The 17099-nt window shown below is 46.7% G+C and carries 15 protein-coding genes; all 15 read right to left on the reverse strand.

Annotated features, from left to right (window positions below; translation table 11 throughout):
* Position 1: 1 nt before the first annotated feature.
* Positions 2-802 carry an ABC transporter permease gene (locus B5M42_RS10985; RefSeq protein WP_134754539.1) on the reverse strand — a complete coding sequence of 267 codons (801 nt, stop codon included), beginning with the start codon at positions 800-802 and terminating at the stop codon, positions 2-4.
* Complete coding sequence (locus B5M42_RS10990) at positions 786-1793, reverse strand: ABC transporter ATP-binding protein (protein WP_134754541.1); 1008 nt, start codon at positions 1791-1793, stop codon at positions 786-788. The genes B5M42_RS10985 and B5M42_RS10990 overlap by 17 nt, the downstream gene beginning before the upstream one ends.
* Positions 1794-1810: 17 nt before the next feature.
* Positions 1811-2572: an SDR family NAD(P)-dependent oxidoreductase gene (locus B5M42_RS10995; RefSeq protein WP_134754543.1), complete on the reverse strand. Its 762-nt coding sequence runs from the start codon at positions 2570-2572 to the stop codon at positions 1811-1813.
* 16 nt (positions 2573-2588) lie between these two features.
* Positions 2589-3476, reverse strand: coding sequence for a dihydrodipicolinate synthase family protein (locus B5M42_RS11000; RefSeq protein ID WP_167690047.1), 888 nt, complete (start codon positions 3474-3476; stop codon positions 2589-2591).
* A gap of 47 nt (positions 3477-3523) precedes the next feature.
* Positions 3524-4576 carry a zinc-dependent alcohol dehydrogenase gene (locus tag B5M42_RS11005; protein ID WP_134754547.1) on the reverse strand — a complete coding sequence of 351 codons (1053 nt, stop codon included), beginning with the start codon at positions 4574-4576 and terminating at the stop codon, positions 3524-3526.
* Positions 4577-4580: 4 nt separating this feature from the next.
* Positions 4581-5741 carry an aminotransferase class I/II-fold pyridoxal phosphate-dependent enzyme gene (locus tag B5M42_RS11010; protein ID WP_134754549.1) on the reverse strand — a complete coding sequence of 387 codons (1161 nt, stop codon included), beginning with the start codon at positions 5739-5741 and terminating at the stop codon, positions 4581-4583.
* Positions 5742-5762: 21 nt separating this feature from the next.
* Entirely contained in the window at positions 5763-6410 is a 648-nt protein-coding gene (locus tag B5M42_RS11015; RefSeq protein ID WP_134754551.1) for an HAD family hydrolase, read from the reverse strand.
* 37 nt (positions 6411-6447) lie between these two features.
* On the reverse strand, positions 6448-6888 hold the full coding sequence (locus tag B5M42_RS11020; RefSeq protein WP_134754552.1) for a GNAT family N-acetyltransferase: 441 nt from the start codon (positions 6886-6888) through the stop codon (positions 6448-6450).
* A 9-nt stretch (positions 6889-6897) separates the two neighbouring features.
* Complete coding sequence (locus tag B5M42_RS11025) at positions 6898-7143, reverse strand: acyl carrier protein (RefSeq protein ID WP_209280742.1); 246 nt, start codon at positions 7141-7143, stop codon at positions 6898-6900.
* A gap of 2 nt (positions 7144-7145) precedes the next feature.
* Positions 7146-8609 (reverse strand): class I adenylate-forming enzyme family protein, encoded by a 1464-nt coding sequence (locus tag B5M42_RS11030; RefSeq protein WP_167690052.1) that lies wholly within the window; start codon positions 8607-8609, stop codon positions 7146-7148.
* Entirely contained in the window at positions 8584-10827 is a 2244-nt protein-coding gene (locus B5M42_RS11035) for a DUF4082 domain-containing protein (RefSeq protein ID WP_167690054.1), read from the reverse strand. Before B5M42_RS11035 ends, B5M42_RS11030 begins: the two co-directional genes overlap by 26 nt.
* Before the next feature lie 23 nt (positions 10828-10850).
* A complete protein-coding gene (locus B5M42_RS11040; protein ID WP_134754556.1) occupies positions 10851-12191 on the reverse strand; it encodes an aminotransferase family protein in 1341 nt (446 codons plus the stop codon).
* Positions 12192-12461: 270 nt separating this feature from the next.
* Entirely contained in the window at positions 12462-13418 is a 957-nt protein-coding gene (locus B5M42_RS11045) for a 3'-5' exoribonuclease YhaM family protein (RefSeq protein WP_134754557.1), read from the reverse strand.
* A gap of 501 nt (positions 13419-13919) precedes the next feature.
* Entirely contained in the window at positions 13920-15947 is a 2028-nt protein-coding gene (locus B5M42_RS25510) for a S8 family peptidase (protein WP_134754558.1), read from the reverse strand.
* A gap of 31 nt (positions 15948-15978) precedes the next feature.
* Entirely contained in the window at positions 15979-17073 is a 1095-nt protein-coding gene (locus B5M42_RS11055; RefSeq protein WP_134754559.1) for an AAA family ATPase, read from the reverse strand.
* Positions 17074-17099 lie beyond the last annotated feature (26 nt).

Raw genomic sequence — 17099 nt, forward strand, 5'->3', positions numbered from 1 at the left:
GCTACCCTCCGATCGCGATATATTTTTTCGTTCCTGCCCGCCAAATTAAAGACGAAGATAACGTCAGAATAATAATCCAGATCGCTTGGACTGCGATTCCATAAGCAATTTCTTCTAAAGGGATTTTTCCATTAAGCACATTAACAGGAAAATAAATCAGGTAGCTGAAAGGCAGCGCACTCAGAACCTTGACTGCACTCGCCCCAAAAATATCCAGCGGGAACATGCCGCCGCTCAGCACCAAAATAAAAATCCGCAACGCTTCAAACAAAGCCGTAACCTCGCCAAGCCAAAAAGCCGTGATGCTGATTATATAAAAAATCAGAAAGTTCAACAGAACAGACAGCACCAGAGTAGCAATAAAAAGAAGCATATTACGACCAGCCAAATGTAGATCCAGATAAACATTTAATATGAACAATATGACTCCTATTAGCAGCAGGGTCATCGTAAAATAAACGATTTTTTGGCCGAGAAAACTAAAGAGACGAAATTGAAAATAATGGATGGGCTTGACGATGAATTTATTAATTCCCCCGTTCTTGATATCCTCGGCTACGTCATATTCGAATCCTGTTCGTACAAGCTTGGCAACCAGAGTAGCCATAATCGTGTAAGAAATCAGTTGAGCGTAGGTATACCCGTAAACAGTATCGCCCGAATTGTTATTGAAAATCGCCGTCCACATATAGTATTGAATCAAAATCGGGAAAATCCCGCTGACCATGCTAATAAGAAAATTCACACGGTATTCCAGCGAGCTCAGGACTCCAAGCTGAAAGCTTTTAAGATACTTCTTCAAACTTTCCACCTTCTATATGCTTTTGTTGGTATAGCAGAGATATTCCCTCCTCAAGCGGGATATCTTCGATATTAAAATCGATTACAGGAAGTCCTTCCAAAAGCCGAATTGAAGTGGCCTTCAATTCTTGCTTATCCACTTCAATCACCGCGTTCAATCCGTCGAAGCTTTTCACCTCTCCGAATGGTCGCAGGCGCTCCACAGCCACAGGCTCCGAGAAGCTTAACTGGATCGTCTTGACCTTCTCGAACACGGCATTAATTTGGCTGATACTCCCGTCGTAAACCATATTGCCTTTGTTAATGACCATGACCCGCTTGCATAAATCTTCGATATCCTTCATGTAATGGCTGGTTAAAATAATCGTCGTTTTCGTTTGTTGATTGTGGTATTTGAGGAAATCACGAATATTTTTTTGAGAAACGAAATCAAGTCCGATTGTAGGCTCATCCAGAAACAGCACCCGTGGCTGATGAATCAGCGCGGCGATAAGCTCCATTTTCATCCGTTCTCCCAGAGAAAGTCTTCGGACCTGGACCTTGAGCAACTCCTTGACGTCAAGCAGTTCGACAAGCTCATTCAATAGCCTGTCATACCTCTTGTCTTCAATTTCAAAAATATGCTTGTTCAACAAAAACGATTCGTTGGCTGGCAAATCCCACCACAACTGATTTTTTTGGCCCATGACGATCGAAAATATTTTCTTGAAATCTTTTTTCCGCTCCCAGGGCACATACCCCATAACCGTGGCCTGACCGCTTGTAGGAAATAAAATACCCGAAAGCATCTTGATCGTCGTTGTTTTCCCCGCGCCGTTCGAGCCTAAAAAACCAACGACTTCTCCTTCTTCAATTTCGAAAGATATATTTTTTACGGCATCCCGCACTAAAACTTCTCTGTTGAGCAAGTTCTTGAGCGAGTTTTTCAGCCCCACTTCCTTTTTGTAGTAGGTATATTGCTTATTCAACCCTGTAACGCTAATCGCAGCCATTTCAGCCATCCTCCGTTCTACTTTGCTATATACCCACCGTCTACGACAAGATCCTCGGCCGTAATAAACGACGCATCGTCGGAGGCCAGAAAACAGACTGCGGCGGCTACTTCATCAGGGCTACCTTGACGTCCCAGGATGTGAAGATGTGAAATCCGCCGATTCACAATTTCGGGGTCCAAATCACGATTTTCACAGTACTGTAACGCGGACTCCGACTGGATGTAGCCCGGGCAGACACTATTCACCCGAATATTATATTTAGCCAAATCAATAGCCCAACACTTGGTCAATCCCCGAACGGCGAATTTGGTTGCGTTATAGGTGGCGAAATTGGGCTGTCCAATCATCCCGCTAATCGATGACACGTTCACAATTGATCCGCCTTCACCTTTCATTAACGGCACACAATGCTTGGTGACCAACGATGTTCCTGCCACGTTAACCCCATTAATATAATTCCAGTCTTCCGCATTGGCTTCAATTCCTTTAAACACAAAGACGGCGGCATTATTCACGAGAATATGAACACGCCCGAGTTGCCTTTCTATTTGCGAGAATACGGCTTGCAGCTCCTCCTCTTTGGTTATATCCGCGCGGAAAAAGAAAACGGATTGCTCCGTTTCCTTCGAAATGGATTCGGCCGTAAGCTGGCCCTCCTCCATAAGATCAATGATGCAAGTGATGCAGCCTTCTTCGCTTAATCTTGCGGCAATAGCCCTGCCCAGCCCCTTTGCCGCCCCCGTCACCACAGCTACTTTTTGTGCAAGCCCTCTCATCCGCAGATCCTCAACTTTAAATTAGATTTTGATTGCGCAGCATAAACTTCAAGTTTTCTTTGCGCACTTCGCTTAACGCATGCAACGGATTTCTAACGGTATCCGATTCAATAATGCCCATCAGGTGCAGACTTGTTTTGAAGCATTGAATAAACTCATTGCGAATGGCTCCCGTAACGATAGCTTGTGGAGCAATACGCTGATCATGAAGCTTTTGCGCTTCTTCAAATCGATGCTCCTGCACCAGACGGAAAATATCGGACAGTGCTGCTGCTTGCAAGTTGCCTGCCGCTGTCGTCAGACCAACCGCTCCGGCGTATAGCTCTGGCATAATAAGCAAATCTTCTCCGGCAAATACGCTGACTTCTCCGCTCAAAGCCGTATGATACTCCTGCACTTTATTTACTTTCGGCGTCGTTAATTTGATATATTTCATTGTATCCGTCCGGTGCCGGACCTCCTTAATTACGCTGATTGGCACTTCAATCCCGCCGCCGCCGTCATACACCATTAAATCTACGCCGCCTTGAGCGCCAATGATCGAGAAATGGTTGATCATCGCCTCATCGGTAGGATGAATATAATAAGGCGGAGGAACCAACACGGCTGATGCGCCGTTCTCACCGGCAACACGAGCTATCTTCGCCGACATTTCAGCAGATGGAGAAGCTACGCCAACAATTAAAGCGCATTGGTCCTGAATCCGTTCCGCTGCGATTCGAATGACCCGCTCCTTTTCAGCATCTGTAAGACTGAAAAACTCTCCGGTCGTCCCCAGCACGATAATGCCGTCCGCCTTTTGTTCAAGAATGTAATCCAGCAATTGAATCAAGCTTTTTTCGTCAATTTCACCATTTTTGTTGAATGGAGTTACAATCAGCACATTATTTCCTTTTAAATGCATATCAAAGCTCTCCTTTTTATTTGAAATCAAGCGCATGTTCTGGATGATTATGTAGTGGATAGGGGTACAATCTTGCCTTTACCCGCTTCTGCGGAGGCCAAGAACTGCTCAATGGCTTGGCTATCCGCCAATGAAAATGACTTTGTCAGCAACTGCTCCAAACGATAAGGTGTTGCTTCTACAATCCTTAAAGCCATCGGGAAATTTCGGTCCAGCGTCTCGGACAAGCCCCGAACCGTTAGCTCCTTTCGGCAAATTTCCCAGAAATCAAATGCCTTGACCGGCTGAGTGGGAGCAAACGCGCCAAACTCAATAACCACACCGCCTTTGGCAGCAGCTTGAATCGCTTTTGCAAAAGCTTCCCCATGACCGGTACAGTCAATGACCGCATCAAATTGCTCGGACAAGTCCTGCGTTTCTGCGAGATTGATCAGCTTCTCCCTGGATACGCCGGTTTTTTCCGCCAACCTTAGTGCCTCGGGGTTGATATCTGCCAAGGAAGCATGCAACCCATAATGCTCTGCGGTGACGAAATTACTGTAGCCAGCAGCCCCCGCGCCTAGAATCAAGCATTTACCGATCTGGCTCAACTGCTTGACTTCGGTAATTTTCTCTACTGCGCCTACAGCGCAAGCGATAATTTCTGTGAAGATGGCACGATCATCTTCAATCGCTTCTTTGACTTTAAACACCTTGCTTCCAGGCTTTAAATCCAGAAACTGGGCAAATCCACCGTTCAATTCGGGATGTTTGGAGTCAGAGAACGGGGTAAAGCCATATACAAAGCGATTTTCGCAAAAAGCTTTTTTAAGAATGCAGTTGTTACAGAGGCCGCAATTAATGCCGGGGGCAAGAATGACTCTGTCCCCTACCTCAACCCGGTCACCCAGAAGTGTCTTCGGATTATCCAGCTTCCGTATAATTCCGACTACTTCATGACCAAGCACAAACGGCTCCGATTCTCCAAGCTTGCCTTGATAAAGATGACGATCGGTTCCGCAAATTCCCGTCTGCAAAATTTCCAGTACATTCTCTCCGCGGGATTCAATCTCCGAAGCGACGACTGTGCCGGTTCCTGTCATAATCAATGCCGTGGTCATATGATCAACCTTTCCAAAGGTTATTTAATCTCTGCATCGCAATATGGATTTGTTCCAAAGGTACGCTCAGTGAAAAGCGAACATAGTCATCTCCCGACTTGCCGTACGCCCTCCCTGGTATACAAGCGATTCCGCACGAAGTCAGCAGTTGCTCGCAAATGTAACCGGCCTCGCTCCCTTGCGGAACCCTCGCCCATACAAACATTCCCGCCTCCGGGTCGTACACGTCAAAGCTCGTTTGCCGCAATCCCTGAACCAGCGCTTCCTTACGAAGCCGATACGTGTTGCGCATATCGTCCAATGCGTGTACAGGAAGCCTCAAGGCTGCAGCCCCGGCCTTCTGAAAGGGCAGGAAAATTCCGGCATCTGTATTCTGTTTCATCGCAAGAACCTTGGCGATTACCGCCGCATTCCCGACCAGCATACCGATTCTCCACCCGCAGACATTAAACGACTTGGACAAAGAATTCATCTCGACAGCATGCTCCTTGGCGCCCGGCACATTCAAGATGCTGAGCGGACGGTTAGCCCCGTAGTAAATTTCTCCATACGCCAGATCATTGCATACACAGAAGCCATACTTCACTGCAAGATCCAGCAGACGTTCATAAAAATCAAAAGGGGCCGTAGCTCCTAACGGATTGCTCGGATAATTTACATAAAACAACTTTGTCCGTTCCAAAACGGAGCTCGGAATCGATGCCAAGTCGGGTAAAAAGCCATTGTCTACACTCAAAGACAACGAATAGATCTCCGCGTTCGCGATTTGCGCACTGTAGCGATACGTGCTGTAGCCCGGCTCGCACACGATCACTACATCCCCCGGCTCTATATTCGTCAAGGACAAATAATGCGCGCCCTCCTTCGAGCCGTTTAAAGCAATAACTTCTCTGAACGGGTCCAGTTCGACACCGTAGACGTTCTGATAACGTTGTGCAACCGCGTATCGAAATTCGTCGGTTCCGCTGGATTCCCCGGTTGGGTAACGGTGATTGGCGGTTTGAAAAATTTCATCCCGAACGATGTCCAGCAATAACCTCGGCGGTGGCAGGTCGGGATTGCCAACCGTAAAGTCAATCACATCCAGTCCCTGACTACGGGCGTTCTGAACGAGCTGCATCATCTGCACGGAAATATAGGGAGGGCTCTGGTCATTACGAGACATGCCCGGAATCCACCTCGCTTTCTAGGCATTCAACTCGATCTTTACCTTGCTAAATAAGCTGGCAATTTCGTGAGGGCTTTTTACCAAAAAGTCGGGTTCGAAGCCGATTAATTGTCTGGCTGGGGTCACTCCCCAACTGACCGCGCAGCTTCGCACACCTGCTCGCTTGGCTGCAATCAGATCATTGGGAGCATCCCCTACCATGATGGTTTGCTCCGGTACGGCCTGTATATGTCTCATCGCAGCAATCAGCGCATCCGGCTCAGGCTTAGGACGTTCCACATCATCGGCGGCCACAACGGAAAGAAAATAATCATCCATTTTCAATTTCTGCAATATCTCCACTGTTCTGCTTCTATCTTTTCCCGTCACTACTGCCATTTGATATTGATTGGCCCGCAGCAGCCTTAACAAAGCCATAATGCCGCGATGAGGACGGATAAACCCGACAAGATGACGACTGTAGTACTGGAAATGCTCTTTCATGACCAAAGGCAAATTCATTTTTACCATAATATTTTCAAAAGAATCTCCCATATGCGTCAGATATTCCTCAACGGGGGGAACCCCATCGCCCACTACCTTGTGATAGCTCAACGTAAACGCCGTTTTGATAACATGCTCCGAATCAATTAAAACCCCGTCCAAATCAAACAAAATATACTGCATGATCTCCCCCGCTCGTTTCCGAAATTTGATGTCCCATCTAGGCTCTTTTTACAAATCGGTAACCGTTGATTTCATAACCCAATTCCTTATAAAACCTATGCGCCTGCTCTTCACGGCCAAAACCGCTGACCAACCACGTCCCGATACAATGCTTCTCCGCAGCCAACTGCTCGGCAAAATGCATCATAAACTCTCCGAGTCCTTGGCGGCGGCATTGTTCGTTAACCACAATAAGCGAAACTTCCCCAAAACGGCTGAAATCCTCGATGTTTTCTCGGAGACGGAACGCCAAAGCCCCTTTCACTTCTCCCTGCTCCTCGCACACATACAGAAATTCAATCGGACTTTCCTTCACGAATGCAAGCCGTCTGTCAATATCATCGAGGAGTAAATCATGCCCCACAAGCTGCTCAAAAAGCTGATGCAACACAGCCGCGTCTCCCAACGCAGCTTCACGCATGGTTCTGCTAAGCGTCATATCTTCTCTCTACCCTCTCTTTTTTTGTTGCAAATAGGCATTCATATCCGCCACTGTAGGAAACATTTCAAAGCTCAACATATCGTTGTCAAAACGAATCTGGAGCTTTCTTTCGATCTCGACAACAAGTCGGATAAATAAAAACGAATCAATTCGCAAATCGTTTACCAACTGATCGCTTTCCTTAACTTCATCCTTTTCAGAAATTTTGCGAAAAATATCAATTAACTGATTTGTTATCGTGTCAGCACTCATCATTATCCCTCGCTTTTTGCGTTTATTAGCCCAATTAAAGCGTCCGTGTTCACTTTCCCTATGGCTGTTCGTGCGATATGCGGGATCGGTATGATTTGTTTGGGCCATTTGACTCTTTCAAGCCGAGCCTGCAAGTGACGCATCATCGGTTCCATATCCACATTCAGACCAGAGTTACTTAATTGTACAAACGAATAAATCTGTTCTTCACCGTTGACCTCATGGCCAATCGTTACAGCATCTACGACACAGTCCAATTCAAGCAAGCGTTCATCGATTTCATTGGGATTGATTTTGTAACCGGCTTTGTTGATCAGCTTCTTTTTACGATCGGATAAAAACAAGTAGCCTTCTTCGTCCACAAAGCCTATATCTCCCGTGTTAAACCATGTGCCGTCGAACACTTCAGCAGTCAGTACGGCACTTTTATAATATTCCTTGAAAAGAAACGGACTCCGAACGATAATCGTTCCTTCCTCATCCAAACGAACCTCGCATTGCGGAGATATCTTGCCTACCGAGCCCCTTTTATAAGGCGTTTGCATTGTATAATAGGCAATCAGAAGCGCTTCCGTAGAACCGTAGTTTTCCAGAATCCTTGTTTCAAATTCATGTTCAAACCGCTTTAACAGCTCCTCGTGAAGCTTGGCAGAACCGCATAATACGTAATGGAGATATCCCGCAACTGGCAATTCGTACCGGAATTTCATCGTTAAAAGCGCTGTCAGCATAGAAGGAACAGCAATCAGCACGTTACCGTGAAGTTCATGCAGCAGACGATCGAACTGTCCGCAAACCCGCGCATCAAATGAAGGGGTCAAAATTACCGAGCTGCCGAACAAAAAGGGAAGCAGCAGGCTGTAGCACCATCCATCCGCATGGGAAATCGGCATCGACTGGATGATCCGCGTTTGGGGTCCGAACGCCAACGCTCCACCGTATTCATAGAAATCCTTTAATACTGCGCCATATCTCATCACCACCCCTTTGGGTCTGCCTGTTGTTCCTGAAGTGAACAAGATTGCGACAGGGTCGTCTTCATCCAGCTCAACATCCTCAGCTTCCGCCTCCGCGTTGCCTTCTGTTGCGTATTCCGTGCAACAGACCTGCAACGACTCCCATCTGAGACCAAGCGCTTCCCATCGCTTACTATCTGTTACACAAACAAATTTTGCCTCGGTCAGCTCTAAGATGTACTGAATCTCCTCCCGCCGATTCGAAGTCTGAATAGGCACCGCAACCGCTCCTATAAGCAACAAAGCATAATGGCACAAGATAAACTCAGGCTCATTATCCATGAAAATGGCAACCCGGTCGTACCTGGCTATCCCTTTTTGAACCCATGCTTGGGATAGCGCCAAGCTCCGCCGGTAGACCTGCTCATAGGTCAAGGCGCTTCCATCAACTGGATCGATAAGGTAGGGGGATTCTCCAAATTGCCTAAACCGTTCTTTGATCAGCTTCATGTATCCTTGCCTCCGCTCTGAACACGATATCTGTAAAGTATGAGCTGAACGAATCGCATACTCGCGGCATTTCATTCAACGAAAAAGAGCAGACGCCGCTTCCTTTGTCCATAAACAGATACGCCCGATTTACCGTTGAAGCAAACATTCCCTTGCAGATGGCGTAGCTGGAAATAGGCGTTTCCTTAGGCGTGCTGACGCTGACCAGCAATTCCCTGCCGGAAGGGATCGGCAAAGGACTTTCCAAGGTGTATTCCTGCCAGCCCTCCGCGCCCTCGAAGGTAATCTCGATGGGGCCTAGAAGCAATCGTTCGGCTTCCACATCCCACAGCTGAAGCGTTCTCGTTTCCGTACCCGGGCCTGTTTTATAAAATTTGATCTGCTCGATCGATCCAGTTGTCAGTGCATAGAACTTGGTACCCAAATTTAGGGTCTCCGCAGTTTGCAAAAACGCAACGGGAAACTCCGTCGTAAAGAGGCTTTCGCAATCCGGAAACTCAGCCTGGTCCATCGAGATTTCCGTAGAGCAGCCGTCTGTAAAGTAAGCAATATCATACGTGCGCTCCAAAATCGCCCCCCGGCATTCGTCGAACACCGTCACTTCGGTATCGCAGATCGTAGAACCTCGAAACTCCATATGCAGCACTCGACGATCCTCGATGTACCGTGCTCTTGTAACGCCCGATTCATAAAGCGACAGTGCATAAGCCGCAGCATCATCCAGCGTGACAAAACGTGGCTGAAACTGCGATAAATTGGATACGATACTGGCTATAATTTCCCGCCATGCATCCGGTGTAAGATTAGCAATAAATTCACCACGCCAGGAATCTTCGTGAGTAAACAGATTGCCGAGAATTTTGCTTTCATAACATCGTCGCAAAATGGCACAACCTTTGATAATCGCCTCTGTTGTATCCGTATACTGACGGTTGTCGGCTCCGTAACGGAACCATTCGTACCCGTTGACATCGCGTATTTCAGACAGGACGTTAAAAAAATCTTCTGCTTCTTTAAGCCATCCCGCATAATAAATAGGGCGATTACAGGACTCCCCGGTCCAAGGCGTTCCGTCAGTTCCCATCAGGTGATCGCGGTAGGGCCCCATCCGGAGCCAAGCGTTGCTGCGGCTTCCGACTCCTCCGCCCGTGTCCAACGGATAGGCCAAGCCCGTGTACTTCACTCCCAAATCTTCCCTCAATACAGGTAGAGCCGCTCGCGCAAGATCATAGGCATGAGGCAAAAAATAGGACGATAAAGGAAAGCTCACGTTATGCTGTTCAAACCAGCTTTTAACTGCAGCCCGGATTCCCTCCGTCGAATGGTTGGCATTACGGTACACAATTCCAAAGAGGTCAATCCCGTGAAACTGTGCCGTTGCTTGTCCGGACATCACCAACTGCTCCAGCTTCTGGGCTGCCAAAGTTGAAATATCATCATAGAAAAAACCAAGCCACGGCTTAAACCCATATTCATGGGCAATTTCCACCCATCGAAAAGGATCGTTGGCATACTCGCCATGATCTCCAACGCAATCGTCAATGCGAAGTGTGGCAAAGTTCGGGATCGTACGCAGCATAAACGGCTTCTTCGCAGCCCACACCAAACTCCTCCACAGCAAATCGTCCAAACCCCACACAGGCCCCCGGACTTGAGGAACCATCCAATCAGAACCCATCCATTGCACAATTTTCCCTCTGCCCGCCAAGCCAGCAATCAAATAAGGCCATTCACCGCAATGAAGCAGAACCGTACTTTCGTCCAAAGCGGGTGGAGCCAGGCAAGGAACATTCACAAGCGCATCGGGATTCACCCTGTTTTTCAATTCCACAGTCTCCCCAAGCGGGTGCAGCGAAGTAATGTAATGCACGCTGGAAGCAAAGCGCAAAACATCGGCGGGTGCGGTCGACCAGGAAAGCGAAGCGTGTACATCATACAGGCTTCTATCCGGATCGAAGCTCACTATGCCGACTCCGTTGGCCAAGCATGCCCGAACCACAGCCTTCTCATCGTCCGTCCAACGATGGAGTCCTTGGGCGTTGATATCGGGATGTGCGATAATGAGCAAGGCATATTGAAGCGCCGAATGATCCAACTGTTCGGTCGCCCTGTCTACAACCTGATAGGTGAGACCGAATACTTTGAAGTATGGAAATACATGCATCTCGGCTTGAGCGTAATCGTGTGCGGATGAGTTTACGACAACCAAAGCTTCCATCAACATGCTGTCACCTCTAAGCATTAAGCGGGAGCAAGTTGACGGCAAGCTTCGCTAATCACTTCAGCGTAAATGGCAACTACTTTATCCATATCAGCCTCAGAGATATGAAGTGGAGGAAAGAACGGAATGCAATTGCCAATAGGTCGAACGATGATTCCCTTCTCCATCAGCCTACCGCATAGCTTGCGAGCATGCGGGTATGGGGTTTTGGACACTTTATCGAGCACCAGCTCCACGCAGACCATGTGGCCGCGGCCTCTGATATCCCCTACCAGCTCCAAATCCTTGAGCTTGTCAAACCGGCTAAGCAATGCATGCTTACGCTCGGCTGGCGGGTCAAGAAGCTGCTCGCGCTCCATTAGCTCGATATTGGCAATCGCCGCAGCGCAGCTTGCAGGATGCCCTCCCGTTGTATAACCATGTTGGAAATAGCTTCCTTCCTGCAGGAACGGCCGATAAATCTCGTTTGTAGCCAACACAGCCGATAAAGGCAAATATCCGCTGGTGATGCCCTTGGAGCAGACGAGCATATCCGGTGTGATTCCCCATTCGGAAATAGCAAACGTCGTACCCGTCCTGCCAAATCCCGTTGCTACCTCGTCGATAATAAGCAAAATATTATTTTCGTCACAAATTTGGCGAATCATCGGCCAGTACTGCTCCGGCGGAATGATGACGCCCCCCAAACCCTGAATCGGTTCGGCAATGAAAGCCGCGATTGTGCTCTCATCTTCGTGAGCGATAATTTCTCTTAAATAGGCGGCGCATTGCATGGCACAGTTATGCGCAGTTTGACCAAAGGGACAACGGTAACAGTTCGGCTGCGGCATATGCACAAAGCCCGTAAGCAAAGGTTCAAAATGCTTCTTCTCGCTTGCAATGTGACTGGCGCTCAAAGCACCAAGCGTACCACCGTGCCAAGCGCTATTGAGTGAAATAACCTTATATTTTCCCTCTCGCTTATTCAGCTTCCAATAGGCGCGCGCCAACTTGATAGCCGTTTCATTTGCTTCCGATCCCCCGTTACTGAAAAAAACCTTTTCCAGTCCCCGCGGCGAAATTTCCACCAATTTCTTAGCCAATCGGATAGCGGATTCGTAGGAATATCCATTTAAAGCGTAGAAATCAAGCTCGCTTAATTGGTTATGAATACTGTCGATAATCTCTGCTCTGCCGTGACCGACATTCACGTTCCAGAGTCCAGAAATTCCATCAATGTATTCGTTACCATCGCTATCGTATACATGCCAATCCTTAGCCTTGACAATAATCCTCTGCTCATCTGCATAGTTGGCCATTTGCGTGTACGGATGCCACAAATATTCCAAATCCCATGCCTTCAACTGTTCAAAGTTAGTCACGATGCCCCTTCTTTCATTAAAATATCAATTTTTATAATCGGTAATGTATATACCACAAAAAAAATCTAACAGAAATATCCATGTAGATATATGATATATTTTATGAAAATTGTAATTATTTTTACGTTTTTCATACATCATTACCGTTAAACGAACCTACCAGCTATCCAGATTTCTTTTCACAGAAAAAACCTCAGAAAATACAGGGGTTATCCCCTACATATTCCAAGGTTTTCCATGAGGTATAGCTGTATATAAATGCAAAAAAATTTACAGCTTCAAGCGGTAAAACGGTTTGTTCTCCAGCCCGCGGATCGGCTGCGTCCACGCTTCGCCCGGTGGCGTCGTGTCCAGTGTGTCCTCGACCATCTGCAGCTTGGCATCCAGCGTATCAATGTAGTGCAAAGCGACGGCTTCCGCCAGCTGCGGCTGCACCGGACTGCCCCACTCGCCCAGATTGTGGTGGGAGAGCACGAGATGCTGCAGCGCAAGCACCGTGTCCGACGTCGTGTCGATGCCGGTATGAATCGCCGCTTCGACAATCCAGTTGGCGGCCATGCTGATATGACCGACGAGCTTGCCGTGCGTGCTGTAATCACTGACCACGCCGTATTGCGACACCATTTCCTCCGGCTTGGCGATATCGTGTAAAATGATGCCGGCCTTCAGCAAATCCGCATTCAGAAACGGCCGCTGACGGCACAAAAACTCGCCCAGCTCCAGCATCCGCACCATATGATAAGCAAGTCCGGCGTAATAAGCGTGATGATGCATTTTGGCGGCGGGCGCATGCAGCAGCTTCTCCTGCACCTTGCCGATGCAATACTCGACAATGGAACGAATCTTGCTGTCGCCGATATCGGCTGCGGCGCGTACAATCACTTCCCGCAAATGCTCGGGATCGAGCGGCGCGCTGCGGATGAAATCGGTCATCGAAACGCGATCCTCCTCACCCGTCTTGCGGATGCGGACCACCTTGACCTGCAATCTTTCGCGATAGGTCTGCACAATGCCCTTCACCTTGACCAGACACATCGGATGAAACGTTTCTTTCTCGGCGGGAGATACCTCCCAATATTTAGCAGATATTTGCCCTGTAGAGTCAGCCAGCACCAGATCGAGAAAATCCTTGGGCGGCGTCGCATTCGTCTGCTTGATTTCCATTTCCTTAATCAAATAATAGCCGACGAAATCTTCGCCTTCGGCCAAATGCTTAATCGTTGTCACGTCGTTTCACCCCGCTCCATTCTACACGGAAAATCCTGCTCTGCCAACCGCGCAGTGGAAAATTGTTCCCGAAGCCAAAGAAATAGGAGCCTGCTGCGGCTCCTGGTACTTACCGACCTTGAGTGCGGTATTTGCTTTGGAAAAGATGTAATGTGGTCGATTACCTATACACTAATTTGTTCTTTTAAATAATATTGGAGTATTTTTCTCTATATATGTAGCATATGTAACCAAAAAACAAATACAGTACCTTACCCGTGGTGTGACCCACGATTATAATAATTAAGGACGAATTTGGATTCGAGTTTTTGGTTGAAGTGGAATAAGTTGGTTCATATAAGTTCTAACAACCCTGTCGTACAGATTACTTACTTTCGGCGCTCTAATACTAACAACTAGAGCATAGGGTATCGGCTTAGGGTCATCTTGAGGCATTCCCTCGTATCTATTATGATAATATATATCAAAACAAGGATCTTTTAATGTGCTTGATTGAAACCGTTAGGATGCTTTGAGACAAGGCTCCCATTTATGACCTTCTTCTCTCAATTCGAACTCACTTATTTTCATGTTTTTTGCATTGAAAAATGATTTAGTAGCAGCATGGGCAGACACTTTCCCATCATCGTAAGTTTTAAACTTGTCAGCGTTAGGTCTGAATGCGATTTCCAAGCCAGCTCTTGTATAAGCATTGGGAAAACTAGGATCAACTTCTGGAGAAATTACCAAAGTCGCATCAATAGTGACGAACCCAGTTAGATCACCATCTGGAAGAGGAACTGGTGCCCTCAAATGCTCTTTAACGGGTAATTGACCTTGAAATATTACTAATGCTTCATCATCATCACAAGTTATAAGGCGATCATAATCTGTTTCAAGTCTCCCCCAACCTACTTCAACTGAGCTATGTGTACCTCTATCTGCACGATGTAGTAACAGTGCCCGCAAAGCCATTGCTCCAAAATCATCTCCCAATTGTGCTTTTATAGCAACAGCAGTACGAAGCGCGTATGGGGCAGCAAAGCTTGTCCCAGCCACACCTGCGGCACCGACTCCACCGGTACGAGATGTCAGAACGAAAAAAGGATTATTATTGTCTCCACCAAATACAACGCCATCCGGTTTCACAACTCCTGGTCGACGACCTGGACCAATACAGCTATATGCCGCCCTCTTCCAAATTGGAGATCTATCATTGTCACAGGAACCGATACAAAGAACATTTACAGCATCAGACGGAGGTTGAACTCGATTCAAACCACTAATTGAGTCCCGTTGTCCAGCATTGCCAGCTGCTACCGTAGCAAATGTAATACCTCCTGATAGACGAGTATCAAGGTCAGAAGTCCACCTAGTCACGTCATCATCATCCACAGGAATGTCAGGACCTAAGCTTACATTCATAAAATCGTATGGTTGATTCGCTTTCCTTGCACTATCTAAAACCTCAAGTAAGCGATCTAAAACATCATAGTATTCAAAATCGCCCCCTGTACCTGTCTGATCATCTAATACACGAACATGATCAATATGACATAATGGACGCGAAGCTGTATTTTGAATATTCAATGGGCCAAACAAAAGCGCCGAAGTAACATTTAATCCATGTTCCATGAGCTCGGGTACAGGATTTGCAAGAGAAACAGGCTCAATATAGTTAACCCAAGGCGTAACTGGATTGTTTTGCGGTAACCCTCCATCAAATATAACGACACGCAAAGATGGGTCTAAGACCACTTCGTTTGGTAAATTCACTTGATAATATTGATTACTTCGAGTAGGCCCAGGGTGTAAAGGACGCATAGTTGGCATAGCTCGAACAACTCTAATAAAAGAGAACATTGCCAGCTTCTTGGCGATATTTTTATCCGCATATACGGGAATGAAGGTAAGCCCCTTTGTTTGTTTCGCTCTTTGAAAAATCGCGCGTGCTCCTAGTTTCGTAGCATAGTCCATAAACTGCTCAATTATTGCAGGATTTTCTGTATCATGCAGTACAACCTCCAATACTAAATCGTTTGTTGTATCTGGTAAGGCCTTTATCTTTTGCTCTGACGAAAATGCTGATAGTTCCTCAAAATGCGTTAAATGTTTGGAAACATTCGAGAAAACCCAACTACTTAAATTTCCGGACCATGAAGAAAATGCTTTCCGAGACCCCATTACTAATAACTCATCTGTTATCGCCTCCTCTGGATGCTTCGTTATCCCCCACTCACGTGGTTTAATTTTTTTCGTTCTCCCCCCGACAGCTCTAAGTCCCACACTATTGAGTAAGTCGGATGGAAATTCGCTTTTTGAAACGTACCTAGGATGCAATGTTATTACCGCGGTGACTTGATCGTTAGGACAAGCTTCTGAAGGTAAGGTTTGAAACTGATTATTTGCAGCTTTTAACCATGTACTCATTTGCGCTTTGGCTGTATCAAAATCATACGGTGGATTTTTGTCTCCCCCACCCGATTTAATTGTTACAGGAGCTGTAAGCCGCTCTCCATATCCAAGGAGGAAATTATTCTCTCTGGCCACTCAGTTTCACCTTACCCTTCGAATATATATCCTATTTTTTTCTGCCCAAGTACTTCCTCAACGTATCTCTGGACACACCAGTTATATCGGAAACACGTCGCTGTGACAAACCCGTATCTAACAATTTCATCGCAATCGTTAATTTTTGCTCCCGTTCTGCATTTAAAATTAGTCTAGCTAAAAGCTCCTCCATCATAATTTCTAATGGTTTCTTCTGGACGACACTCTCTCTCCTTATTGAATTAATCAGTCTAACCACTTCAGCATACGAATTGCCCTCCAGTACGGTCGACAGCACCTCAACCAAAATTTCCCCCTGCTTTGTAAGATCAACTATTAAAGATTTTATTGTTGTATTTAATTCGTTCGATGACGGATGCGGAAAAATTACCACCCGCTCAAAACGCCTCCACACAGCTGGATCAAGTAATTCAGGGTGATTAGTGGCAGCAATCAGTATCCCATTTGCAGGCCAATCATCGATTGCTTGCAACAAGACTGTTACCAGCCTTTTTAGTTCTCCGACTTCTGAATCGTCATTTCTTCGTTTCGCAATTGCATCAAATTCATCTAAAAGTAATACAGAAGGCGTCTTTTGAGCATAGTTCAACACTGCCCTTATGTTATTTCCGGTCTTACCTAAAAAACTACTCATTACAGCAGCAAGATCCAAAGTAAGTAATTGTCTTTCGAGGAGTGAGGAGAGCCAACGTGCTGCTAATGTTTTACCTACCCCCGGAGGGCCAACAAACAATATTGACCGCGTGGGAGCTAACCCCATCTCCATTAATTCATTTTCATGCTTTCGCTCTTCAATCACTGAAACAAGTTCCCTATTTACAATTTCGGGCCAGACAGGCTCTTGATCAAACACAATTGATTCTCGTCTAAGTAACTCTAACTTACTATCCACATCTATTGGAACCGGCTGTGGCTTAATATCCCTAACTGCAATACCATTCTTCTCCTCGTATTGAGACAGAAGCTTTTTTATTGCTTCTGCGCTTTCTGGATTGGCCTTTATAAGACTTCGAAGATTTTTCCGAGCTAGCGCCACAACTTCTTGGGGTCGCCCTTCTAATGCCAACCGCAACAGATGGACGTACTCACCTACAAATGAACTCATTTTAGTCCACCTTTCATCCCTTGTTC

Origin of the sequence: Paenibacillus athensensis (genome assembly GCF_004514475.2) — a bacterium.
Classification (GTDB): Bacteria; Bacillota; Bacilli; order Paenibacillales; family NBRC-103111; genus Paenibacillus_AL; species Paenibacillus_AL athensensis.

What these genes read in the sequence shown, in the direction of transcription:
- B5M42_RS10995 (WP_134754543.1), bottom strand. Translation starts at nt 2,572, where the DNA reads ATGAGAGGGCTTGCACAAAAAGTAGCTGTGGTGACGGGGGCGGCAAAG.
- B5M42_RS11025 (WP_209280742.1), bottom strand. Translation starts at nt 7,143, where the DNA reads ATGAGTGCTGACACGATAACAAATCAGTTAATTGATATTTTTCGCAAA.
- B5M42_RS11055 (WP_134754559.1), bottom strand. Translation starts at nt 17,073, where the DNA reads ATGAGTTCATTTGTAGGTGAGTACGTCCATCTGTTGCGGTTGGCATTA.
- B5M42_RS11010 (WP_134754549.1), bottom strand. Translation starts at nt 5,741, where the DNA reads ATGTCTCGTAATGACCAGAGCCCTCCCTATATTTCCGTGCAGATGATG.
- B5M42_RS11035 (WP_167690054.1), bottom strand. Translation starts at nt 10,827, where the DNA reads ATGGAAGCTTTGGTTGTCGTAAACTCATCCGCACACGATTACGCTCAA.
- B5M42_RS11030 (WP_167690052.1), bottom strand. Translation starts at nt 8,609, where the DNA reads ATGAAGCTGATCAAAGAACGGTTTAGGCAATTTGGAGAATCCCCCTAC.
- B5M42_RS10990 (WP_134754541.1), bottom strand. Translation starts at nt 1,793, where the DNA reads ATGGCTGCGATTAGCGTTACAGGGTTGAATAAGCAATATACCTACTAC.
- B5M42_RS11020 (WP_134754552.1), bottom strand. Translation starts at nt 6,888, where the DNA reads ATGACGCTTAGCAGAACCATGCGTGAAGCTGCGTTGGGAGACGCGGCT.
- B5M42_RS11000 (WP_167690047.1), bottom strand. Translation starts at nt 3,476, where the DNA reads ATGCATTTAAAAGGAAATAATGTGCTGATTGTAACTCCATTCAACAAA.
- B5M42_RS11005 (WP_134754547.1), bottom strand. Translation starts at nt 4,576, where the DNA reads ATGACCACGGCATTGATTATGACAGGAACCGGCACAGTCGTCGCTTCG.
- B5M42_RS11015 (WP_134754551.1), bottom strand. Translation starts at nt 6,410, where the DNA reads ATGCAGTATATTTTGTTTGATTTGGACGGGGTTTTAATTGATTCGGAG.